The organism is Pseudomonas sp. BW7P1 (assembly GCF_024981055.1).
Taxonomy (GTDB): domain Bacteria; phylum Pseudomonadota; class Gammaproteobacteria; order Pseudomonadales; family Pseudomonadaceae; genus Aquipseudomonas; species Aquipseudomonas bananamidigenes.
On record NZ_CP103374.1, the window covers coordinates 5,119,658 to 5,142,032 of the forward strand.

Consider the following 22,375-nt stretch of genomic DNA (forward strand, 5'->3'; position numbering starts at 1 on the left):
GCAGGCCGCCTCTTTTCGGCCCAGACAATAAGGAATTTCCCGATGAGCATGCTCAAAGACCCGTCTTCGAAATACCGCCCGTTTCCTGTGATCAACCTGCCTGATCGTACCTGGCCGTCGAAAACCATCGATGCCGCGCCGATCTGGTGCAGTTCCGACCTGCGTGACGGCAACCAGTCGCTGATCGAGCCGATGGACTCGGTGAAAAAGCTGCGCTTCTGGAAAACCCTGGTGCAGGTGGGCGTGAAGGAAATCGAGGCATCGTTCCCTGCCGCGTCGCAGACGGATTTCGACTTCGTGCGCACGCTGATCGAGGACGGCCACATCCCGGATGACACCACCATTCAGGTACTGACCCAGGGCCGTGAAGACCTGATCGAGCGCACCTTCGAATCCCTGCGCGGGGCGAAGAAAGCCATCGTTCACCTGTACAACGCCACCTCGCCGTCCTTCCGTCGCATCGTGTTCAATCAGGACAAGGACGGGATCAAGGCCATCGCGGTGAACGCTGCCAAGCTGTTCGTCAAATACGCAGCCCAGCAGCCGGACACCGATTGGACCTTCGAGTACTCGCCGGAAACCTTCAGCGCCACCGAGCTGGAATTCGCCAAGGAAGTCTGTGATGCCGTGATCGAGGTCTGGAACCCGACGCCCGAGCACAAGATCATCCTCAACCTGCCGGCCACCGTTGAATGCGCCACCCCGAATGTCTACGCCGACCAGATCGAGTGGTTCCACCGCAACATCAATCGTCGTGACAGCGTGATCATCAGCCTGCACACCCACAACGACCGCGGCACCGGCGTGGCCGCCACCGAACTGGGCCTGATGGCCGGCGCCGACCGCGTCGAAGGCTGCCTGTTCGGCAACGGCGAACGTACCGGCAACGTCGATCTCGTCACCGTGGCACTGAACATGTACACCCAGGGCCTTGACCCACAGCTGGACTTCTCCGACATCGACGGCGTGCGCAAGGTCGTCGAAGAGTGCAACCAGATTCAGGTTCACCCGCGTCATCCGTACGTCGGCGACCTGGTGCACACCGCGTTCTCCGGCTCCCACCAGGACGCGATCCGCAAGGGCTTCGCCCAGCAGAAATCCGATGCACTGTGGGAAGTACCGTATCTGCCGATCGACCCGGCCGACATCGGCCGCAGCTACGAGGCGGTGATCCGCGTCAACAGCCAGTCGGGCAAGGGCGGTATCGCCTATCTGCTGGAGCAGGAATACGGCATCAGCCTGCCACGTCGCATGCAGATCGAGTTCAGCCAGGTCGTGCAGCGCGAAACCGATCGTCTGGGCCTGGAAATGACCGCCCAGCAGATTCACTCGTTGCTGCACACCGAGTACCTGCAAGCCAACACCCCGTATGCGCTGGTCAGCCATCGCCTGCAGGAAGAAAACGGTCACAGCGCCGTCGAAGTGGAAGTGGCGAGCAAGGGCCAGGGCGAAACCAACCTGCACTGGCGCGGCAAGGGCAACGGCGCGCTGGAAGCACTGGTGGCCGGCCTGCCGATTCCGGTGGAGATCATGGACTACAACGAACACGCCATCGGCGCGGGCACCAACGCCAAGGCAGCGGCTTATATCGAGCTGCGGGTGAATGGCGAACGCGCAGTACACGGCGTGGGTATCGATGAGAACATCACCACCGCCAGCTTCAAGGCACTGTTCAGCGCGCTGAACCGCTCACTGAGCCAGCCGGAAGCGAAAGCGGCGTAAATTACCGCTGAAATGAAAAAGGCCCCGGAGTGCGAACTCCGGGGCCTTTTTCATGCCTGCTGGCTTTATGTTGCCTGAACTGGCCTCTTCGCGGGCAAGCCCGCTCCCACAGGGTTTTCTGGTGTACATGACATTGAGTACACAACGGTCACTGTGGGAGCGGGCTTGCCCGCGATGGGGTCCGCACTGACAACGCAAAAAATCAGGTGAACTCGAAGGTGTCCGCATCCAGATTCGCCGGAAAGCGCTCGCGGTAAGCCGCCAGTGGTGCCGCTTCCAATACCACCTTGAATACCCCGTCAGCCTCCCCGGCCGTCAGCAAGGTCTCGCCCTGAAAATCCAGCACCTGACTGTCACCGGTGTAGGCAAACCCCTTGCCGTCGGTGCCGATGCGATTCACGGCCGCCACGTAGCACAGGTTTTCAATCGCTCGCGCCGGCAACAGACGGTTCCAGTGCAGACGCCGTGCCCCCGGCCAGTTGGCGGTGTACAGCAGCAGATCGGTGTCCTGCGCATCACGGCTCCACACCGGGAAGCGCAGGTCGTAGCAAATCAGCGGCCTGATACGCCAGCCCTTGAGTTCGAACTGCACCTGACGCTCGCCGGGGGTGTAGTGATTGTGCTCACCGGCCATGCGGAACAGATGGCGCTTGTCGTAATGCCACACTTCACCGTCGGGGCGCGCCCAGAGCAAGCGATTTCGATGGCTGCCGTCAGCCGCCTGAACGATCACGCTGCCGGTGATCACCGCATTGAGTTTCGCTGCCTGAGCCTTCATCCATTTGCTGGTCGGACCGTTTTCGGTTTCGGCCAGGGTTTCGGACTCCATGGAAAAGCCAGTGGTGAACATTTCCGGCAGGATGATCAAATCGGCGCCCCGGGCCTGCTCCAACAAGACGTCGAAGTGCTCGAGGTTAGCCTGGCGATCATGCCAGGCCAGGCTGGTCTGGATCAGCGCCAGATTGAGATCAGGCAAAGCACTCAGATCACGCATAGTTTTGCCGCTGCTTCCCGCAGCGTCTCCTCGCGTTTGGCGAAGCACAGGCGCACCAGGCGCTGGCCTTCAGGTGGATTGCGGTAGAACACCGACACCGGGATACTCGCCACACCATGCTCGCGGGTCATCCACATCGCCATCTCGACATCGTTCAGGTCGGGACGAATCTGCGAGTAGTCGACCAGCTGGAAATAGGTGCCGGTGACCCGGGTGAAGCTGAAACGCGACGGCTCCAGCAGATCACAGAACAGATCACGCTTGGCCTGATAGAAACCGGGCAACTCTTCGACGTGTTCCGGATGCCCGGCCATGTAATCGGCCAGCGCATACTGCAGCGGCGTCACGCCACAGAAACTGACGTATTGATGCACCTTGCGCAGCTCGGCAGTCAGCGCTGGCGGTGCCACCACGTAGCCGGTTTTCCAGCCGGTGACGTGATAGGTCTTGCCGAACGAGCTGACCACGAACGCACGCTGATACAGCTCTTCATGGGCCAGCACGCTCACGTGCGGAACGCCGTCGTACACCAGGTGTTCGTAGACTTCGTCGCTGATCACATAGATGTCGCGATCGCGGATCAGCGCCGCCAGCTGGTCCAGCTCTGCGCGACTGATCAGGGCGCCGCTGGGGTTGTGCGGGGTGTTGAGGATGATCATCCGCGTGCGCGGGCTCAGCGCTGCACTGAGCTTGTCGAAGTCGATGGAGAAATCATCCAGCCCCAGCTGCACATGCACGCAGCGTCCGCCGGCCAGCTCCACCGAAGGCTCGTAGCTGTCGTAGGCCGGATCGAACACGATGACTTCATCGCCACTGTGGATAACCGCCTGAATCGCACAGAAGATTGCCTGGGTCGCACCGGGGGTGACGGTCACCTCGTGATCGGCATCGACATTCACGCCGTAGCTGCGGGCGATCTTCGCTGCAATCTGTTGGCGCAGGGCCGGCAGACCGGTCATCGGTGAATACTGGTTATGGCCGCTGGCGATGTGCCGACCGACCGCGTCGCGCAGTGCCTGCGGGCCGTCGAAATCGGGAAAACCCTGGGACAGGTTGATGGCTCCGGTCTGCGCCGCGAGCTGAGACATCTGCGTGAAAATAGTGATGCCGACATTCGGCAACTTGCTGGTAATCATCGGAAGCCCCTTGCAGGTGAGCTGCAAGTTTCAAGCGGCAAGCTCCAAATCTCAAGCGGCAAGTTACAAGCAGCAAGCAGAAATCACCGCCCACAAAAAAGGGCTTCGTGCGAAGCCCTCTTTGTTTTTCCGCTCTTGCTTGAAGCTTGCCGTTCGAAACGGCTTTATCGCTTGTCGCGACGCTTCTTTTCGGCCTTCTTGTGGTGCGACATCAAGCGACGCTTCTTGTTGACCTGGCGGTCGGTCAGCGTGTTCTTGTTGCCTTCGTACGGGTTCTCGCCACCTTTGAACTCGATGCGGATCGGCGTACCGACCAGCTTGAGCACACGGCGGTAAGTGTTTTCCAGATAGCGCACGTACGAATTCGGCACTTTCTCGATCTGGTTGCCGTGGATCACGATCAGTGGCGGGTTGGCACCGCCCAGGTGAGCATAACGCAGCTTGATCCGACGGCCGTTGACCATCGGAGGCTGGTGCTCGCTGACCGCGTCTTCGAGGATCTGGGTCAGGCGGCTGGTCGGCCAGCGGGTGACCGCCGACTTGAACGAGTTCTGCACCGATGCGTAGAGATTGCCCACGCCGGTACCGTGCAGTGCCGAAATGAAGTGGATGTCGGCGAAGTCGACGAAGAACAGCCGGCGTTCCAGCTCGGTCTTCACATAGTCACGCTCGCCCGGGGTCATGCCGTCCCACTTGTTCAGCGCAATGACCATTGCACGACCTGCTTCGAGCGCGAAGCCCAGCAGGTTGAGGTCGTGATCGACCACGCCCTCGCGGGCGTCCATGACGAAGATCACCACGTTGGCGTCCTTGATCGCCTGCAGGGTTTTGACCACGGAGAACTTTTCGACTTCTTCGTGGATCTTGCCGCGCTTGCGCACGCCCGCGGTGTCGATCAGCGTGTACTTCTCGTCATTACGCTCGAACGGAATGTAGATGCTGTCTCGGGTGGTGCCAGGCTGGTCATAAACGATCACCCGCTCCTCGCCCAGCATGCGGTTGACCAGCGTCGACTTGCCGACGTTCGGCCGGCCGATGATGGCGATCTTGATGCCGTCCTTTTCGCTCGGGCCCGGAATGCGTTTGGCTTCCTCGCCTTCGGCGACCTCTTCCTGCTCTTCGCCTTCCTGCGGTTCTTCTGCATCCTTCGGGAACTCGCTCAAGGCGATTTCCAGCAGATTGCTGATGCCGCGACCATGGGCGCCGGCGATCGGAATCGCATCGCCCATGCCCATCGGCGCGAATTCGGCGCGGGCCATTTCCGGATCGATATTGTCGACCTTGTTGGCGACCACGTAGGAACGCTTGTTACGCTTGCGCAGGTGTTCGCCGATCATCTGGTCGGCGGCGGTGAAACCGGCCTTGGCATCTACCAGGAACAGAACGACATCCGCTTCTTCGATGGCCAGCAGCGACTGCTCGGCCATTTTTTCGTCCATACCATGTTCGTCACCGGAGATACCGCCGGTGTCGATCAGAATGTAGGAACGCCCTTGCCACTTGGCCTCACCGTACTGGCGATCACGGGTCAGACCGGACAGGTCGCCGACGATGGCGTCACGGGTCCTGGTCAGGCGGTTGAACAAGGTGGACTTGCCGACGTTCGGTCGGCCCACCAGGGCGATTACGGGAACCATGCGGCTCTCCACTTCGTTATTTCAGAAAATACAAAAGCCGCTGCGAGGCAGCGGCTGGTGCTCGGGGCAACGCCTGAAAGCGCTGCAAGCCTTGTGGAACAAGGCCGCCTGGGGTGTTAACCCCAAGCATAGTTGTTACTTGATGGTCAGGGCTTCCAGTTTGCCGCTGTTGCCATAGACGTAGATGGTGTCACCCACTACCAGCGGACGGGCACGCAGGCCGTCGCTGTCGATGCGCTCACGGCCGACGAAACGACCGTCCACCTGACTCAGCAGATGCAGGTAACCTTCCAGGTCACCGACTGCAACGTAGCTGGAGAACACTTCCGGAGCCGACAATTGACGGCGGGCCAGCGAGTCGTTGCTCCACAGCGCAGTGGTCGAGCGCTCGTCGACACCTTCAACGGTGCCCGAAGACAGGCTCACGTAAACGTTGCCGAAGCCCTGGGCGATACCGGCATAACTGGACGCATCGCGCTGCCAGAGTTGACGACCGCTTTCCAGATCCAGTGCCGCAACGCGACCCTGATAGCTGGCGACGTACAGCGTACCGCCGGACAACAGCAGACCGCCGTCGATGTCGACCACACGCTCCAGTTCCGAACGCCCCTGCGGAATAGCGATCCGTTGTTCCCAGACCGGCACACCGTTGGAGATGTCCAGAGCGACCACTTTACCGGTCGACAGACCAGCCACCGCAAGGCGGTTGGTGGCGAGCGGCGCACTGGTGCCACGCAGGGTCAGTACGGCCGGAGTGCTGTCATACACCCAGCGTTGCTGACCGGAGGAAGCATCCAGACCGATCAGACGATCGTCCTGGGTCTGCACGACCACGATGTCACCGTTGCTGGCAGGAGGTGCCAGCACTTCGCTGGTCACTCGGGCGCGCCATTTCTCTTCACCGTTGAGGGTGTCGAGGGCGATGACATCACCACGCAATGTGCCGACCAGGACCAGACCGTAACCCACGCCGACGGCACCGGAGACAGGCAGATCGAGTTCCTTTTTCCACTTCACGTCGCCGTTGCTGCGATCCATGGCCATCACGATGCCGGTCACGTCGGCGGCGTAGATGGTGTCACCATCGATTGCCGGCACCAGCATGTTGTAGGTTTCACCCTGACCGTCACCGATCGAACGACTCCACACTTTGTGCAGAACCACTTCTTCCTTGAAGGAAGTCAGCTCGGCCGGTGGCAATTCCTTGGTGCTGTTGCTGCTGCAACCCGTGGCCAGAATGGCCAGAGCCAGCAATGCTGCATGCTTCCAACCGATCACGTCACGCATCCCCTTTGGCCAGGTCGTCCAGCTTGATTTGAAGGCCGCCGACCGCCGCTTCATCCGACAGTGCCGCCTTGGCTTTTTGATACGCCGCGTTCGCTTCGTCAGTGCGGCCCAGCTGTACCAGCAGGTCGCCCTTGAGTTCTTCACGAGTGGCCAGGAACGACTTGTCGGCATCGCCTTCAAGCAGTTTCAGGGCCTCGTCAGCCTTGTTCTGTGCCCCCAGCACCTGCGCCAGGCGCTGACGGGCGATTTCACCCAGCGCCGCGTTGGCAGGCTTGGCGACGATGGCCTTCAATTCGGTCGCGGCATCGTCGAGCTTGCCGCTGTCGACTGCGACCTTGGCCACGAACAGGCTGCCGTACTGCGCATAGGCAGTACCGCCGAATTCGCTGTTGAGCTTGCCGGCCAGATCCGCGACGCGCGCGGCGTCAGGCTTGCCATCCGGGGTCAGCGTGGTTTCCAGCAATTGCTGATAGAGCACAGAGGCACCTTGTGCCTGATTGCTCTGATACTTGTGGAAAGCCTGCCAGCCGAACACGATGACCAGCGCCAACAGGCCGCCGGTGACCAGAGGTTTGCCGTTGCGTGCCCACCAGTCCTTCAAATCCGCCAACTGTTCGTCTTCGGTACTCGACACCCCAATACTCCTTAATCGCTAAATCGGCTGTTAAGACAGCTTCAACCCTGCACGACGCAGGTGGCCAAGTGAGCGGCAAGCGCATCCCAGGCAATGTTTTGTTGTTCGCCCTGGCCACGCAGGGGTTTGAAACCTACCACTTGCTGGGCCATTTCGTCGTCACCGAGGATCAGTGCATACAGCGCACCGCTCTTGTCGGCCTTCTTGAACTGGCTCTTGAAGCTGCCGGCACCGGCATTGACCTGCAGGCGCAGGTTCGGCAACTGGTCGCGCACTCGCTCGGCCAGGGTCAGACCGGCCAGTTCTGCCGCTTCGCCGAAGGCGCAGAGGTAAACGTCGACCTGACGGGAGAGTTCTTGCGGGATCTGCTCCAGGGTTTCCAGCATCAGCACCAGGCGCTCGATACCCATGGCAAAACCGACGCCAGGGGTCGGCTTGCCGCCCATCTGCTCGACCAGTCCGTCGTAACGGCCGCCCGCGCACACGGTCCCCTGGGCGCCGAGTTTATCGGTGACCCATTCGAAAACGGTCTTGCTGTAGTAATCGAGGCCACGCACCAGTTTCGGGTTGAGCACGTAAGGAATGCCGACGGCATCCAGACGGGCCTTCAGGCCTTCGAAGTGGGCACGGGATTCGTCATCCAGGTAGTCGGCCATCTTCGGTGCATTGACCAGGACGGCCTGCGTGTCGGCGTTTTTGGTGTCGAGCACGCGCAGCGGGTTGGTCTTCAACCGACGCTGGCTGTCTTCGTCCAGTTTGTCGTGGTGCGCCGAGAGGTACTCGACCAGCGCTTCACGATAACGGCCACGGGATTCGCTGGTGCCCAGGCTGTTGAGTTCGAGCTTGACCGCATCACGGATGCCCAGCTCGCCCCACAGGCGCCAGGTCATGATGATCAGCTCGGCATCGATGTCAGGACCGTCGAGGTTGAAGACTTCCAGACCGATCTGGTGGAACTGGCGATAACGGCCCTTCTGCGGACGCTCGTGACGGAACATCGGGCCGATGTACCAGAGTTTCTGCACCTGGCCACCACCGGTAATCCCATGCTCAAGTACCGCACGCACGCAAGCCGCAGTGCCTTCCGGACGCAGGGTCAGGGAGTCGCCGTTGCGGTCATCGAAGGTGTACATCTCTTTTTCGACGATGTCGGTCACTTCACCGATCGAGCGTTTGAACAGCTCGGTGAACTCGACGATCGGCATGCGGATCTGCTTGTAACCGTAGTTATCCAGCAGTCGCGAAACGGTGCCTTCGAAGTAGCGCCATACCGGCGTCTGTTCCGGCAGGATGTCGTTCATGCCACGAATGGCTTGCAGGGACTTGCTCACAGAAATTCCTTAATTCGTTCGATCAGCCGCGCGCGATGACCGCTGCGTCGGCTTCGACCTTCTCGGCCGCCTTCTCGCGGATCAGCTTTTCCAGCTCGTCCACCAGATTGTCATTCGTCAGTTTCTGCGACGGTTTGCCGTCGATGTAAATCAGGTTCGGCGTACCGCCGGTCAAGCCGATATGGGCTTCCTTGGCTTCGCCTGGGCCGTTGACCACGCAACCGATCACCGCGACATCCAGCGGCACCAGCAGGTCTTCAAGGCGTCCTTCCAGCTCGTTCATGGTCTTGACCACATCGAAGTTCTGCCGCGAGCAGCTCGGGCAGGCGATGAAGTTGATGCCACGGGAACGCAGATGCAAGGACTTGAGAATGTCGTAACCGACCTTCACTTCCTCGACCGGATCGGCCGCCAGCGAGATACGGATGGTATCGCCAATCCCCTCGGCGAGCAGCATACCTAGGCCCACGGCAGATTTCACCGTACCGGAGCGCAATCCACCGGCTTCAGTGATGCCCAGGTGCAGCGGCTGGACGATTTCCTTGGCCAGCAGGCGGTAGGCTTCAACGGCCATGAACACGTCGGAGGCTTTCACGCTGACCTTGAAGTCCTGGAAATTCAGGCGCTCGAGGTGCTCGACGTGACGCAGTGCGGACTCGACCAGCGCGGCCGGGGTCGGTTCGCCGTATTTCTTCTGCAGATCCTTTTCCAGCGAACCGGCGTTGACGCCGATACGGATCGGAATCCCGCGGTCACGGGCGGCATCGACCACAGCGCGCACGCGGTCTTCGCGACCGATGTTGCCCGGGTTGATACGCAGGCAGTCCACACCCAGTTCGGCCACACGCAGAGCGATCCGGTAGTCGAAGTGGATATCGGCAACCAGCGGCACCTTGACCAGTTGCTTGATCTTGCCGAACGCCTCGGCAGCGTCCATGTCCGGCACCGACACGCGAACGATGTCGACACCAGCGGCTTCCAGACGGTTGATCTGGGCCACGGTGGCCGCGACGTCGTTGGTATCGCTGTTGGTCATGCTCTGCACCGCGATAGGTGCATCGCCGCCCACAGGCACGTTACCGACCCAGATCTTGCGCGATTCGCGACGTTTGATTGGAGATTCGCCGTGCATGACTTATTGACCCAACTTCAGGCGAGCAGTCTCGCCACTGGTGAACGGAGCGACATCGACCGGCTGGCCGTTGTAGCTGACCTGCGCCGCCCGGGCAACACCCAGACGCACGGCCAGAGGTGGCTTGCCGGCCACGGAAACGCTGTCGCCTTTGTGCTTGAGACCGCTGAACAGAACCTTGCCGCGACCATCGGTGACCTGTGCCCAGCAATCGCCGGTGAACTGCAGTTGCACCTGGCCTTCACCGGCAACCGGAGCGGCGACTTCGGCCGTTGGCGCCGGGGCGGCAGGAGCGACTGGCGCAGTAGCGGTCGGTGCCGGAGCGGTGGGAACATTGGCAGCAGGTGTCGCCGGAGCGGTGGGAACATTGGCAGCAGGTGTCGCCGGAGCGGCGACAACCGGGGCCGGGGTATGAGCCGGAACAACCGGCGCTGCCGGGGCTGCCGGTGCGCTTGCCGGTGCCACTGGCTCGGCACCGGACGATTCTGCAGCGGTTTCCGATTGAGGCAGAGCCAGCGCCGTCGCGCCTTCGGTCTGGCCTTCGGCAACGGCCTGGTCTTCCGGCTCGTCGATCGGATGAATCTGCGTGGTACCGTCAGCGCCTTCGACCTCGACGTGCTCGGGAGCCAGCGTGGTCAGATCCTTGGTCCGCAGCGAGGTCTGATCCTGCCACCAGACAAAACCGCCGCCGATGACTGCAATCAGCAACAGCAGGCTGACGATCCGCAAAATGGTGTGGGAAACCCGGACCGGCTCTTCGATCCGGCCCAGGGCATGGACATTGCTGCCCTGGGAATCGGTGCCGGTGGATTGGTCGAACTGCTGGACCAGGACCGCTTGATCCATCCCGAGCAATTTGGCATAGGCGCGAATATAACCGCGAGCAAAGGTATGCCCCGGCAGCTTGTCGAAGTCGCCGGCTTCGAGGTTGGTCAGGGAGGTCACGGTAAGGTTGAGCTTGAGGGCCACTTCGGCCAGCGACCAGCCATTGCTTTCGCGGGCCTGGCGCAAGGTCTCACCGGGGTTAACGCGAGTCGCTGCTACAACTTCGGGATGCGCCGCTTTCATCATTGCTCCGACAGGTATTGCTGATATTCCGGCGTACCGGGATAGAGTCGTTTTAATTGCAGGCCTGCACTGGCGGCCTTGTCGCGATCTTCAAATACTTTTGCCAACCGAACGGCGAGCAACAGACTACGTGCATTCTGCTCGGACAGCTGGCTGAAACGGTCGTAATAGTCACGCGCCGGCACATAATGCCTGTCTTCGTAGGACAACTCAGCCATTTCCAGCAACGCCCGGGGTTGTTGCTGGTTCAAACGCAGGGCCTTTTCCAGCTGCTGCTGCGCCAGCTCACGCTGCCCCAGCTTCGATGCCGTCATGCCGAGGTTCTCGAACACGCGTGAACGCTCAGGATACAGGGTATCGGCGGCGGCCTGTTCAAAACGCTCGTAGGCTTCCTTGTAACGCTGCTCTTCGTAGAGAAAACTGCCGTAATTGTTCAGGATGCGGGCGTCGGCGGGACGGGATGACAACGCCTTGCGAAAGTGCTCGTCGGCGAGCTTCGGCTCCATCTCCGCCTGGAACACCAGCCCGAGGGCAGCATTGGCGTCAGGGTCCGAGCCATCCAGCTCCAGGGCCTTCTTCAGGGGCACCTTGGCTCGCTCGGTCATTCCCTGCTGCAGATAACCCAGTCCCAGCTGCACGTAGGCAACCCGCGCTTCATCGCGGCCTTTGCTGGTCTTCATCGGGTTGTAGTCACCCGACAGGACACAACCAGCACTCAGGCTGGCCAACAGCAACAGCAGCGCAAAGCGCAGGGACATAGAGATCCTCTCTTAGTTAGGGTTCGCGGCGTTCTGTGCCAGATCGCTGTCGGCGCTCAGTTCGCGCACGGCGATGTAACGTTCGCTGCGACGGGTGCGATCCATCACCTGCCCGACCAATTGACCGCAAGCCGCGTCGATGTCTTCACCACGGGTGGTGCGGACGGTGACGTTGAAACCTGCCTGGTGAAGCTGATCCTGGAACCGGCGGATGGCGTTGTTGCTCGGCCGCTCGTAGCCGGAATGCGGGAACGGGTTGAACGGAATCAGGTTGATCTTGCAGGGAATATCCTTGAGCAGCTCGATCATCTCCACGGCGTGCTCAAGCTTGTCGTTGACGCCCTTGAGCAAGGTGTACTCGATGGTCAGCACGCGCTTCTCGCCGAGGGCGGACATGTAGCGGACACACGAATCGAGGAGCATCTTAAGCGGATATTTCTTGTTGATCGGCACCAATTGGTTACGCAATGCGTCATTCGGTGCGTGCAGGGACAACGCCAGGGAGACATCGATGTGCTTGGCCAGCTCATCGATCATCGGCACCACACCCGACGTGGACAGGGTCACGCGGCGCTTGGAGATCCCGTAGCCCAGGTCATCCATCATCAGATGCATGGCGGCCACGACGTTGTCGAAGTTCAGCAGCGGTTCGCCCATGCCCATCATCACCACGTTGGTGATGGCGCGATCGATGGTAGCCGGAACACTGCCGAAGGATTTATTGGCAATCCACACCTGGCCGATGACTTCGGCGGCGGTGAGGTTACTGTTGAAGCCTTGCTTGCCGGTGGAGCAGAAACTGCAGTCCAGGGCACAGCCTGCCTGGGACGAAACGCACAACGTACCGCGCTTGCCCTGGGGAATGTAAACGGTCTCGACACAGCTGCCGGACGCCACGCGCACCACCCACTTACGGGTGCCGTCGCTGGAAATGTCCTCGCTGACCACTTCGGGACCGCGAACTTCAGCAACGGCCTTGAGCTTTTCGCGCAAGGCCTTGCTGACGTTCGTCATGGCGTCGAAATCATCCACGCCAAAGTGGTGAATCCATTTCATTACCTGACCGGCACGGAAACGCTTCTCCCCGATTGAGTCGAAGAACTTTTCCATTTCCGGCTGGGTGAGACCCAGCAGGTTTGTTTTAACAGTCGATGTAGTCATGGATTCACCTTCACTCTTTAAGCCAATGCTTAGCGAGTGGTTACTTCAGTAGCTGCGAAGAAGTACGAGATTTCGCGAGCGGCAGCGGCTTCGGAGTCCGAACCGTGAACGGCGTTGGCGTCGATCGACTCGGCGAAGTCGGCACGGATGGTGCCTGGAGCAGCTTCTTTAGGGTTGGTGGCGCCCATCAGCTCACGGTTGCGAGCGATGGCGTTTTCGCCTTCCAGAACCTGTACAACAACCGGACCGGAGATCATGAAAGCAACCAGGTCACCGAAGAAACCGCGCTCTTTGTGCTCAGCGTAGAAGCCTTCGGCTTCGGCTTTGGACAGTTGCTTCATTTTCGAAGCGACCACTTTCAGACCAGCCTTTTCGAAACGGGTAACGATTTCGCCGGCAGCGCCTTTTGCAACGGCGTCAGGCTTGATGATGGAGAAAGTACGTTGAACAGCCATGGTGTAACTCCAGAAACGGTAATGTGCGAAAAATTAAACCCGCGAATTATACGCGGGTTCTTGGGTATTGCCTAACCTGCAAGGACGATCAGTCTATTTCATCATTCCAGAGCTGCTGAACCGCCTCCAGCACCTTCTCGCCGACCCGGCCGGAGGTGGCGTCGAAGCCAGGCAGCTCCTTGATCCACTGCTGCAACTCGACGAAATTGACAGAATACGGATCTACACCCGGCCTGGCCTCGGCCAGCTCTTCTGCAATACGTTGAACATCATTCCAACCGTAGCTCATGACAGTCTTACCAGTCAGTGCGGCGCTTCGGCCGCATGGTTAAGCGAATATTTCGGAATTTCGACGGTGAGGTCTTCCTCGCCGACGATAGCCTGACAGGCCAGACGCGATTGCGCTTCAAGACCCCAGGCACGATCGAGGAAATCTTCCTCCAGTTCGTCAGCCTCTTCCAGCGAGTCGAACCCCTCGCGGATGATGCAGTGACAGGTGGTGCAGGCGCAGACGCCACCGCAGGCACTTTCCATCTCGATATGGTGTTCGTGGGCCAGCTCGAGAATCGATGTGCCGGGCTCGGCCTCGACCACCATGCCTTCAGGGCAGAACTTCTCGTGTGGCAGAAAAATGACCTGCGGCATCAGATATCCTCGATTTCATTCAGGTTGCGCCCCGACAGAGCGGCTTTCACCGTCTGATCCATGCGGCGGGCAGCAAAGGCATCGGTCACTTGCGACAGACGCTTGGTCTGCTGCTCGATGGCATGGCCATCGGTACCTTTCATCAGTTCGGTCAGTTCCTGCACCTGCAGATCGATGACCATGCGCTCTTCGGCGTCGAGCAAACGCTCGCCATCCGCCTCCAGAGCACCCTGCACCGCCTCGATCAGGCGCTGGGCATCGACTTGCTGCTCACGCAGAACGCGGGCGACCTTGTCGTCATTGGCGTGCTGGAACGAGTCCTTGAGCATCCTGGCGATTTCGCCGTCGGTCAGGCCGTAGGACGGCTTGACCTGAATGCTGGCCTCGACGCCCGAACCCAGCTCACGGGCAGAGACGCTGAGCAGACCGTCGGCATCGACCTGGAAGGTCACACGAATTTTGGCTGCACCGGCGACCATCGCCGGAATGCCACGCAACTCGAAACGCGCCAGAGAACGGCAGTCACTGATCAGCTCGCGCTCGCCCTGCAACACGTGAATGGCCATGGCCGACTGGCCGTCTTTATAGGTGGTGAAGTCCTGGGCGCGAGCGACAGGGATGGTGGTATTACGTGGAATCACCTTTTCCATCAGGCCGCCCATGGTTTCCAGCCCCAGGGACAGCGGAATCACGTCGAGCAGCAGCAGTTCGCCGCCATCGCGCTTGTTGCCGGCCAACGTATCGGCCTGGATCGCAGCCCCGATGGCCACCACCTGATCCGGGTCGATTTCGGTCAACGGCTGACGACCGAAGGCCTCGGCGACGGCTTCGCGAACACGTGGGACACGGGTCGAACCACCCACCATGACCACGGCGTGCACGTCTTCCAGCTCGACACCGGAATCACGAACGGCACGACGACAGGCTTTCAGGCTGCGGGCCACCATCGGCTCGATCAGCGCATCGAAGGCTTCTCGGGTCAGCTGCGCTTTCCAGCCGCCATAAGTGACTTCAACGCTGTCCGCATTCGTCAGGGCCTCTTTGGCCGCGCAGGCGGTTTGCAGCAGATTGCGCTGTGCGCCCGGATCCAGATCGGCGGACAGCCCCGCACGCTCGATGATCCAGCCAGCGATCGCGTGGTCGAAATCGTCACCGCCCAGGGCACTGTCGCCACCGGTGGCCAGGACCTCGAAGACACCGCCAGTCAAGCGCAGAATCGAAATGTCGAAAGTACCGCCGCCCAGGTCATAAATCGCGACCAGGCCTTCGGCATGCTGGTCCAGACCGTAGGCCACCGCCGCTGCAGTCGGCTCGTTGAGCAGGCGCAGCACGTTCAGACCGGCAAGCTTTGCCGCATCTTTTGTAGCCTGGCGTTGCGCATCGTCGAAATACGCCGGAACAGTGATCACCGCGCCAACCAACTCACCACCGAGGGTGGCCTCAGCACGCTGACGCAGCACTTTCAGGATATCGGCGGAGACTTCGACCGGACTTTTCGGGCCCTGCACGGTGTCGATGAACGGCATGTGCGATTCGCCGCCGACAAAGCGATACGGCAGTTGATCGCCCAGTTGCTTGACGTCGGACAGGCCGCGGCCCATCAGGCGCTTGACCGACAGCACGGTATTCAGGGGATCGGAGGACGCAGCCAGTTTGGCCGATTCGCCGACTTCGACGCGATCGGCGTGATAACGCACGGCGGAAGGCAGGATGACTCGCCCTTCGGCATCGGCCAGCGGCTCGGAAAGACCACTGCGCAACGCAGCGACCAGCGAATTGGTGGTACCCAGGTCGATCCCCACAGCCAGACGACGCTGGTGCGGTTGAGGACTTTGGCCGGGTTCGGCGATCTGCAGTAGGGCCATCGTGATCAGGACTTATCTGTATATCAGGCGTGCGACCGGAGCGGCACTGGGTTAATCGTCGAGGCGCTCTTCTAACTGGCGCACTTCGTAGGTGAGCTTGTCGAGGAACTGCATGCGCCGCATCAGGCGCTCGGCCTGTTCGCGTTGCGCAGCATCATCCCAACAGGCTGCGAAGCTTTCGTTCAGCTGTTCCTGGGCGTTTTTCAGGCGACGCTTGAAGGCGGCGACACCATCCAGATCGGCACTGTCCTGCAGATCTTCGAGTTCTTCGCGCCATTGCATCTGTTGCAACAGAAACTCGGGATCGTGGACCGTGACTTCCATCGGCACGTCATGCCCGCTGATGGTCAGCAGGTAACGCGCACGCCGGGCCGGACTCTTGAGCGTCTGATAGGCATCGTTGAGCCGCGCGGACTGCTCGAGCGCCGAACGCTGCTCACGCTCGGAAGCGTCGGCGAAACGATCCGGATGAACACCGCGCGCCAGCTCGCGATAGCGTGAGGCCAACTGCTCGAGATCCAGACGAAAACCAGGCTGCAACTCGAATAAAGCGAAATGACAAGGAATACCCACGACCGGCCTCAGACGTTGAAGCTTTCGCCGCAGCCACACTCACCGCGTACGTTGGGGTTGTTGAACTTGAAGCCCTCGTTCAACCCTTCCTTGACGAAATCGAGCTCGGTGCCGTCGAGATAGGCCAGGCTTTTCGGGTCGATGATCACTTTTTCGCCGTGACTCTCGAACACCTGATCTTCCGCAACCACCTCGTCGACAAACTCCAGCACGTAGGCAAGGCCGGAACAGCCTGTGGTGCGAACACCCAGACGAATCCCTTCACCCTTGCCGCGCCCGTCCAGGGAGCGTCGCACGTGTCGAGCAGCCGCTTCTGTCATGCTGATAGCCATCGTTGACTCCTTACTCGTCGCCCAATGCTTAGATCAAGCCTTTCTTCTGCTTGTAGTCGCGAACGGCCGCCTTGATGGCGTCCTCAGCGAGTACCGAGCAGTGGATTTTCACTGGCGGCAGGGCCAGTTCTTCGGCCAGCTGGGTGTTCTTGATGGTTTCAGCTTCGTCCAGGGTCTTGCCCTTCATCCACTCGGTGGCGAGGGAACTGGAAGCGATAGCCGAACCGCAGCCGTAGGTCTTGAACTTGGCGTCTTCGATAACGCCCTGGTCGTTGACCTTGATCTGCAGGCGCATCACGTCGCCGCACGCCGGGGCGCCGACCATGCCGGTGCCGACATCCGGGTCTTCGGCATTCATCTTGCCGACGTTACGCGGGTTTTCGTAGTGGTCGATGACCTTTTCGCTGTAAGCCATGATTCTCAATCCTCACTCATCAGGGCCGCTCTTGAGGCCCTGCAGCGCTGCGCAAATCGCCGCGTCGCTACAGGTTCCGTATCCGGCGGCTTCTATGTTTAGTGTGCCGCCCACTCGATCTTCGAGATATCGACGCCGTCTTTGTACATGTCCCAAAGCGGCGACAGTGCGCGCAGCTTGGTAACGGCCTCGCAGACTTTCTGCGCGGCGTAATCGATTTCTTCTTCGGTGGTGAAGCGGCCGAAGGTGAAGCGGATCGAGCTGTGCGCCAGTTCGTCGTTGCGACCCAGGGCACGCAATACGTACGAAGGCTCCAGAGAGGCAGAGGTGCAGGCCGAACCGGACGAAACCGCCAGATCCTTGAGCGCCATGATCAGCGACTCGCCTTCAACGTAGTTGAAGCTCAGGTTCAGGTTGTGTGGAACGCGGGCGGTCAGGCTGCCGTTGACGTACAGCTCTTCCAGGTGCTCGACCTGCTTGTAGAAGCGATCGCTCAACGCCTTGATGCGAACGTTTTCGGCAGCCATGTCTTCCTTGGCCACACGGAATGCCTCACCCATACCGACGATCTGGTGGGTCGCCAGGGTGCCGGAACGCATGCCGCGCTCGTGACCACCGCCGTGCATGGTCGCTTCGATGCGAACACGCGGCTTGCGGCTGACGTACAGCGCGCCGATGCCTTTCGGACCGTAGGTCTTGTGGGCAGAGAACGACATCATGTCGACTTTCAGTTTCTGCAGGTCGATTTCGACCTTGCCGGTGGACTGAGCGGCGTCGACGTGGAACAGAATGCCCTTGGAACGGGTCAGTTCGCCGATGGCGGCGATGTCGTTGACCGTGCCGATTTCGTTGTTCACGTGCATCACCGACACCAGGATGGTGTCTTCGCGCAGCGCCGCTTCGATCATGGCTGGCGTGATCAGACCGTCTTCGGTCGGCTCGAGGTAGGTGACTTCGAAACCTTCACGCTCCAGTTGGCGCATGGTGTCCAGGACGGCCTTGTGCTCGATCTTGGAGGTGATCAGGTGCTTGCCCTTGGAGGCATAGAAATGTGCCGCACCCTTGATTGCCAGGTTGTCGGACTCGGTGGCACCGGAGGTCCAGACGATTTCGCGCGGGTCGGCGTTGACCAGATCGGCCACCTGACGACGGGCGTTTTCGACGGACTCTTCGGCTTTCCAGCCGAACACGTGGGAACGGGACGCCGGGTTACCGAAGTTCCCGTCGACCAGCAGGCATTCACTCATTTTTTGCGCAACGCGCGGATCGACCGGGGTGGTCGCAGAGTAATCAAGGTAAATCGGCAATTTCATGGACTATCTCCTAAATCAGGCTGGCTGGCGTGCCGCTGGCTCTCTGGCTGTCATTCGACGGCGGACGCTTCAATCTTGTCCAGGCGCGGCGCCTTGCCATTGCAACGACGCTGATCCTGACGCTGGGCCACTTCCTGCACCTCACGGCGAGTTACGAGGTCGGCCAAGCTGATACCGCTGAGAAATTCGTGAATCTGCAGGCTCAGGTCGCACCACAGGTGATGGGTCAGGCAGGTGTCGCCAGAATGGCAGTCACCCTGGCCCTGGCATTTGGTGGCATCGACCGATTCGTTCACCGCATCGATCACCTGGGCGACCTGTATGCCCTGCATGTCGCGGGACAACTGGTAGCCACCACCCGGACCGCGCACACTGGAAACCAGGTTACTGCGGCGCAGCTTGGCGAAAAGCTGTTCGAGATAGGACAGGGAGATGCCTTGGCGCTCGGAGATATCGGCCAGGGACACCGGCCCGTGCTGCGCGTGCAACGCCAGGTCAAGCATGGCGGTCACGGCGTATCGGCCTTTTGTAGTCAGTCGCATGGACAATTACCACGGAGTTCGGAATGGGCGGGAGTATGCAATTCCCGAGCATTTAAGTCAACTATAAGACCTAGTGCTTTAGTCGGGTTTACCCGCAAAAGAGCGCGCGAATGATAGCAGGGTCTGCGGCTTAATGGCACACCGGCCGGCAACAGCCCTGCAATAGCTTCAGCGGGTCGCGGTTTCGTCCTTGCCTTTTACACAGGCGAAGTCCTCTTCGCGCAGTTCGGGCAGATCCTTCGCGCAATAATTGCTGCCCAGATCCTTCAATGCCCCGCACATTCCTTCCAGACGACCATCTACCGCCTGCAAATGATCGAGCAATTGACCGATGGCGCGCGCCACCGGGTCCGGCATATCTCCGCTCACGCCATAGGCATCGAAACCGATCTTCTCGGCCATGGCTTTACGCTTGGCATCAGTCTCATCATCGGATTTGGCGATGATTCGTCCGGGAATGCCCACCACCGTGGCACCCGGAGGCACTTCCTTGGTCACCACAGCGTTGGAGCCGACCTTGGCACCGGCACCGACCGTGAACGGTCCGAGCACCTTCGCGCCCGCACCCACGACCACGCCATCACCCAGGGTCGGATGACGCTTGCCTTTGTTCCAACTGGTGCCACCAAGGGTCACACCCTGATAAATCGTCACGTCATCGCCGATTTCAGCGGTTTCGCCGATCACGATGCCCATGCCATGGTCGATGAAGAAACGTCGACCCACTTTCGCACCCGGATGAATCTCGATCCCGGTCAGCCAGCGACCGAAGTTCGATACCAGCCGCGCCAGCCATTTCAGATCGTTGCGCCAGAGCATGCCGGCCAATCGATGAATCCAGATCGCATGCATGCCGGGGTAGCAGGTCAGGACTTCAAAAGCGTTACGCGCCGCCGGGTCTCGGTGGAATACGCTCTGGATATCTTCACGCAAACGCTCGAACATCATTAATCCTTCCGCTTAAGGAGCTCGCCACGGGCCGCTTTCTGGGTTTCCGTGAGGATGCCACGCAAAATATTCATTTCCGCCCGACTGACCGAGCTGCGTCCGTACAACCGACGCAGGCGCGCCATCAAGTGCCGTGGTTTTTCCGGATCGAGGAATTCAATGGCCACCAGGGTCTGTTCCAGGTGTTCATAGAATCGCTCCAGCTCATCCATGGTCGCCAGCTCGGCGCTTTTCACGGAGGCCACTTCCTCTTTCTCGATCCGGGTCGACTGCCCTTGCGCGGCCAGCCAGGCCATGCGCACCTCATAACTCAGCACCTGCACCGCCGCCCCGAGATTCAGCGAACTGAACAGAGGATCGGAGGGGATGTGCACGTGAAAATGACATCGCTGCAGCTCGTCGTTGGTCAGGCCGGAGTCTTCACGCCCGAATACCAGCGCAATTTCTGCACCCTGCCCGGCCTCCTCGACCACCTTGACTCCGCATTCGCGCGGATCCAGCAGCGGCCAGGGAATACGCCGGTCGCGAGCACTGGTGCCAAGCACCAGATTGCAGCCAACCAGGGCATCCTCCAAAGTGGCGACGACTTGTGCGTTTTCAAGGATGTCACCGGCACCCGAAGCACGAGCGTCGGCTTCGTGATGCGGAAAGGCTCGCGGATCGACCAGCACCAGTCGCGACAAACCCATGTTTTTCATGGCACGCGCGGTCCCGCCGATGTTTCCCGGGTGGCTGGTATTGACCAGGACGACACGAATGTTTTGCAGCACGGCAGGCGCTCTCGGACTTGGCAAAGGGGTGCAAATCTTACAGAACAGCCTACCGTTAAGCTATGAAAGCGAACAGCGACCTTCACCTGAAGAAAAGATCTGATAGAATGCGCGGCTTTCTTTAACAACCTTAGGTGACACATCCATGCAGCCAATGCTGAATATCGCGCTGCGCGCCGCCCGCAGCGCCAGTGAACTGATCTTCCGCTCCATCGAGCGCCTGGATACCATCAAGGTCGACGAAAAAGACGCCAAGGATTACGTATCCGAGGTGGATCGCGCCGCCGAACAGAAAATCATCGACGCCCTGCGCAAGGCTTACCCGAATCATTCGATCATGGGTGAAGAGACCGGCATGCACGCCGGTAGCGGTATCGAAGGCGAAGAATACCTGTGGATCATCGATCCGCTGGACGGCACCACCAACTTCCTGCGCGGCATTCCTCACTTCGCTGTCAGCATCGCCTGCAAATACCGTGGCCGCCTTGAACACGCCGTCGTTCTGGATCCGGTTCGTCAGGAAGAGTTCACCGCCAGCCGTGGTCGCGGCGCTCAACTGAACGGTCGTCGCCTGCGCGTCAGCGGTCGCACCAGCCTGGACGGCGCCCTGCTGGGCACCGGTTTCCCGTTCCGTGACGACCAGATGGACAACCTCGACAACTACCTGGGCATGTTCCGCGCCCTGGTTGGCCAGACTGCCGGCATCCGCCGCGCCGGTTCGGCAAGCCTGGACCTGGCCTACGTCGCCGCCGGTCGTTTCGACGCCTTCTGGGAGTCGGGCCTGTCCGAGTGGGACATGGCGGCTGGCGCCCTGCTGATTCAGGAAGCCGGCGGTCTGGTGAGCGACTTCACCGGCGGTCACGACTTCCTTGAAAAAGGCCATGTCGTTGCCGGCAACACCAAATGCTTCAAGGCAGTTCTGACTGCGATCCAGCCGCACCTGCCGGCTTCGCTGAAGCGCTAAGCGTTTCGCTGCCTCCATAAAAACACCCTTCGGGGTGTTTTTTTATGGACATGAAAAAGCACCCCGAAGGGTGCTTCTTTGTATACGTCACCAGCCAGTCACTGACCCGGCTGATTCTGCGACAGGATCAGCCTGCCTTCCTTGTCGACCGGAATCTGGTTGCCCGGATCACGATCCATCCTCACTTTGCCTTCCTTGCCGTCCAGCGAATAGCGGACGTCATAGCCCACGACCTTGTCGCTGATGTCATTCACCGTATTACAACGGGTCTGGGTAGTGGTGTAGGTATCGCGATTCTGCATGCCTTCCTGCACCTTGTTGCCGGCATAACCACCACCGACCGCACCGGCCACCGTGGCAATCTTCTTGCCAGTGCCGCCGCCGATCTGGTTACCCAGCAAACCACCCGCCACGGCACCGATGGCGGTACCGAGAATCTGGTGTTGATCCTTGACCGGCGCCTGCCGGGTCACAGTGACATCCTTGCATACTTCACGTGGCGTCTTGATCTGCGTCTTGACCGGTTCAACGGCCAGAACCTGCGCGTACTCCGGGCCGCTTTTCACCAGGCTGTAGGTGGCGACCGCACCACCGGCAGTCACACCGACAGCACCCAATACCGCACCAACCAGCATCGACTTGTTCACATGAACCTCCTGACCGTCACATGCGGGACGCGCCCGCGCTTCTCCC

The 22,375-nt window shown here is 60.3% G+C and carries 24 protein-coding genes; 2 read left to right on the forward strand and 22 right to left on the reverse strand.

Translation table 11 applies throughout. From position 1 onward, the window contains the following. Window positions 1-42: 42 nt before the first annotated feature. Window positions 43-1,722, forward strand: a complete 1,680-nt coding sequence (gene leuA, locus NWV16_RS22970; RefSeq protein ID WP_260520887.1) for a 2-isopropylmalate synthase — start codon at window positions 43-45, stop codon at window positions 1,720-1,722. Between the two features lie 202 nt (window positions 1,723-1,924). Here leuA and NWV16_RS22975 read toward each other — a convergent pair whose 3' ends face one another. From NWV16_RS22975 to trmJ, 21 genes are all read right to left on the reverse strand, one after another. Next, entirely contained in the window at window positions 1,925-2,716 is a 792-nt protein-coding gene (locus tag NWV16_RS22975) for an amidohydrolase (RefSeq protein ID WP_260520888.1), read from the reverse strand. Beyond that, window positions 2,704-3,852, reverse strand: a complete 1,149-nt coding sequence (locus tag NWV16_RS22980) for a pyridoxal phosphate-dependent aminotransferase (protein WP_260520889.1) — start codon at window positions 3,850-3,852, stop codon at window positions 2,704-2,706. Before NWV16_RS22980 ends, NWV16_RS22975 begins: the two co-directional genes overlap by 13 nt. A gap of 164 nt (window positions 3,853-4,016) precedes the next feature. After that, complete coding sequence (der, locus tag NWV16_RS22985) at window positions 4,017-5,489, reverse strand: ribosome biogenesis GTPase Der (RefSeq protein ID WP_065257694.1); 1,473 nt, start codon at window positions 5,487-5,489, stop codon at window positions 4,017-4,019. A gap of 135 nt (window positions 5,490-5,624) precedes the next feature. Further along, window positions 5,625-6,776: an outer membrane protein assembly factor BamB gene (bamB, locus tag NWV16_RS22990; RefSeq protein WP_065257693.1), complete on the reverse strand. Its 1,152-nt coding sequence runs from the start codon at window positions 6,774-6,776 to the stop codon at window positions 5,625-5,627. Beyond that, window positions 6,769-7,410, reverse strand: a complete 642-nt coding sequence (locus NWV16_RS22995) for a tetratricopeptide repeat protein (RefSeq protein WP_065257692.1) — start codon at window positions 7,408-7,410, stop codon at window positions 6,769-6,771. Before NWV16_RS22995 ends, bamB begins: the two co-directional genes overlap by 8 nt. A gap of 41 nt (window positions 7,411-7,451) precedes the next feature. Then, window positions 7,452-8,741, reverse strand: coding sequence for a histidine--tRNA ligase (gene hisS / locus NWV16_RS23000; protein WP_260520890.1), 1,290 nt, complete (start codon window positions 8,739-8,741; stop codon window positions 7,452-7,454). A gap of 22 nt (window positions 8,742-8,763) precedes the next feature. Continuing rightward, entirely contained in the window at window positions 8,764-9,873 is a 1,110-nt protein-coding gene (ispG, locus tag NWV16_RS23005) for a flavodoxin-dependent (E)-4-hydroxy-3-methylbut-2-enyl-diphosphate synthase (RefSeq protein WP_053152544.1), read from the reverse strand. A gap of 3 nt (window positions 9,874-9,876) precedes the next feature. Further along, window positions 9,877-10,941 (reverse strand): RodZ family helix-turn-helix domain-containing protein, encoded by a 1,065-nt coding sequence (locus NWV16_RS23010; RefSeq protein WP_260520891.1) that lies wholly within the window; start codon window positions 10,939-10,941, stop codon window positions 9,877-9,879. Next, window positions 10,941-11,699: a type IV pilus biogenesis/stability protein PilW gene (gene pilW, locus NWV16_RS23015; protein ID WP_065257689.1), complete on the reverse strand. Its 759-nt coding sequence runs from the start codon at window positions 11,697-11,699 to the stop codon at window positions 10,941-10,943. The genes NWV16_RS23010 and pilW overlap by 1 nt, the downstream gene beginning before the upstream one ends. 12 nt (window positions 11,700-11,711) lie before the next feature. Next, on the reverse strand, window positions 11,712-12,860 hold the full coding sequence (gene rlmN / locus NWV16_RS23020; protein WP_260520892.1) for a 23S rRNA (adenine(2503)-C(2))-methyltransferase RlmN: 1,149 nt from the start codon (window positions 12,858-12,860) through the stop codon (window positions 11,712-11,714). Window positions 12,861-12,889: 29 nt separating this feature from the next. Next, window positions 12,890-13,315: a nucleoside-diphosphate kinase gene (ndk, locus tag NWV16_RS23025; protein WP_065257687.1), complete on the reverse strand. Its 426-nt coding sequence runs from the start codon at window positions 13,313-13,315 to the stop codon at window positions 12,890-12,892. Window positions 13,316-13,403: 88 nt separating this feature from the next. Further along, entirely contained in the window at window positions 13,404-13,604 is a 201-nt protein-coding gene (gene iscX / locus NWV16_RS23030; RefSeq protein ID WP_260520893.1) for a Fe-S cluster assembly protein IscX, read from the reverse strand. Window positions 13,605-13,618: 14 nt separating this feature from the next. Continuing rightward, window positions 13,619-13,960 carry an ISC system 2Fe-2S type ferredoxin gene (gene fdx / locus NWV16_RS23035; RefSeq protein ID WP_041071821.1) on the reverse strand — a complete coding sequence of 114 codons (342 nt, stop codon included), beginning with the start codon at window positions 13,958-13,960 and terminating at the stop codon, window positions 13,619-13,621. Then, window positions 13,960-15,825 (reverse strand): Fe-S protein assembly chaperone HscA, encoded by a 1,866-nt coding sequence (hscA, locus tag NWV16_RS23040; protein ID WP_260520894.1) that lies wholly within the window; start codon window positions 15,823-15,825, stop codon window positions 13,960-13,962. Before hscA ends, fdx begins: the two co-directional genes overlap by 1 nt. Before the next feature lie 51 nt (window positions 15,826-15,876). Further along, window positions 15,877-16,398 (reverse strand): co-chaperone HscB, encoded by a 522-nt coding sequence (hscB, locus tag NWV16_RS23045; RefSeq protein ID WP_260520895.1) that lies wholly within the window; start codon window positions 16,396-16,398, stop codon window positions 15,877-15,879. A gap of 8 nt (window positions 16,399-16,406) precedes the next feature. Beyond that, window positions 16,407-16,730 (reverse strand): iron-sulfur cluster assembly protein IscA, encoded by a 324-nt coding sequence (iscA, locus tag NWV16_RS23050; RefSeq protein WP_017904917.1) that lies wholly within the window; start codon window positions 16,728-16,730, stop codon window positions 16,407-16,409. A 28-nt stretch (window positions 16,731-16,758) separates the two neighbouring features. Beyond that, complete coding sequence (gene iscU / locus NWV16_RS23055; protein ID WP_003227907.1) at window positions 16,759-17,145, reverse strand: Fe-S cluster assembly scaffold IscU; 387 nt, start codon at window positions 17,143-17,145, stop codon at window positions 16,759-16,761. Window positions 17,146-17,243: 98 nt separating this feature from the next. Beyond that, complete coding sequence (locus tag NWV16_RS23060) at window positions 17,244-18,458, reverse strand: IscS subfamily cysteine desulfurase (RefSeq protein ID WP_085709396.1); 1,215 nt, start codon at window positions 18,456-18,458, stop codon at window positions 17,244-17,246. Between the two features lie 50 nt (window positions 18,459-18,508). Next, window positions 18,509-19,000 carry a Fe-S cluster assembly transcriptional regulator IscR gene (iscR, locus tag NWV16_RS23065; RefSeq protein ID WP_007956690.1) on the reverse strand — a complete coding sequence of 164 codons (492 nt, stop codon included), beginning with the start codon at window positions 18,998-19,000 and terminating at the stop codon, window positions 18,509-18,511. A gap of 168 nt (window positions 19,001-19,168) precedes the next feature. Then, window positions 19,169-19,945, reverse strand: a complete 777-nt coding sequence (gene cysE, locus NWV16_RS23070) for a serine O-acetyltransferase (protein ID WP_260520896.1) — start codon at window positions 19,943-19,945, stop codon at window positions 19,169-19,171. Window positions 19,946-19,947: 2 nt separating this feature from the next. Then, window positions 19,948-20,718 carry a tRNA (cytosine(32)/uridine(32)-2'-O)-methyltransferase TrmJ gene (gene trmJ / locus NWV16_RS23075; protein WP_260520897.1) on the reverse strand — a complete coding sequence of 257 codons (771 nt, stop codon included), beginning with the start codon at window positions 20,716-20,718 and terminating at the stop codon, window positions 19,948-19,950. Between the two features lie 145 nt (window positions 20,719-20,863). Between trmJ and suhB the strand changes: the two genes are divergently transcribed. Next, window positions 20,864-21,682 (forward strand): inositol-phosphate phosphatase, encoded by an 819-nt coding sequence (suhB, locus tag NWV16_RS23080; RefSeq protein WP_085709393.1) that lies wholly within the window; start codon window positions 20,864-20,866, stop codon window positions 21,680-21,682. Window positions 21,683-21,780: 98 nt separating this feature from the next. On the opposite strand, the gene NWV16_RS23085 is transcribed toward suhB, so the two are convergent. Next, window positions 21,781-22,329 carry a glycine zipper 2TM domain-containing protein gene (locus tag NWV16_RS23085; RefSeq protein WP_065257678.1) on the reverse strand — a complete coding sequence of 183 codons (549 nt, stop codon included), beginning with the start codon at window positions 22,327-22,329 and terminating at the stop codon, window positions 21,781-21,783. Window positions 22,330-22,375: the final 46 nt, after the last annotated feature.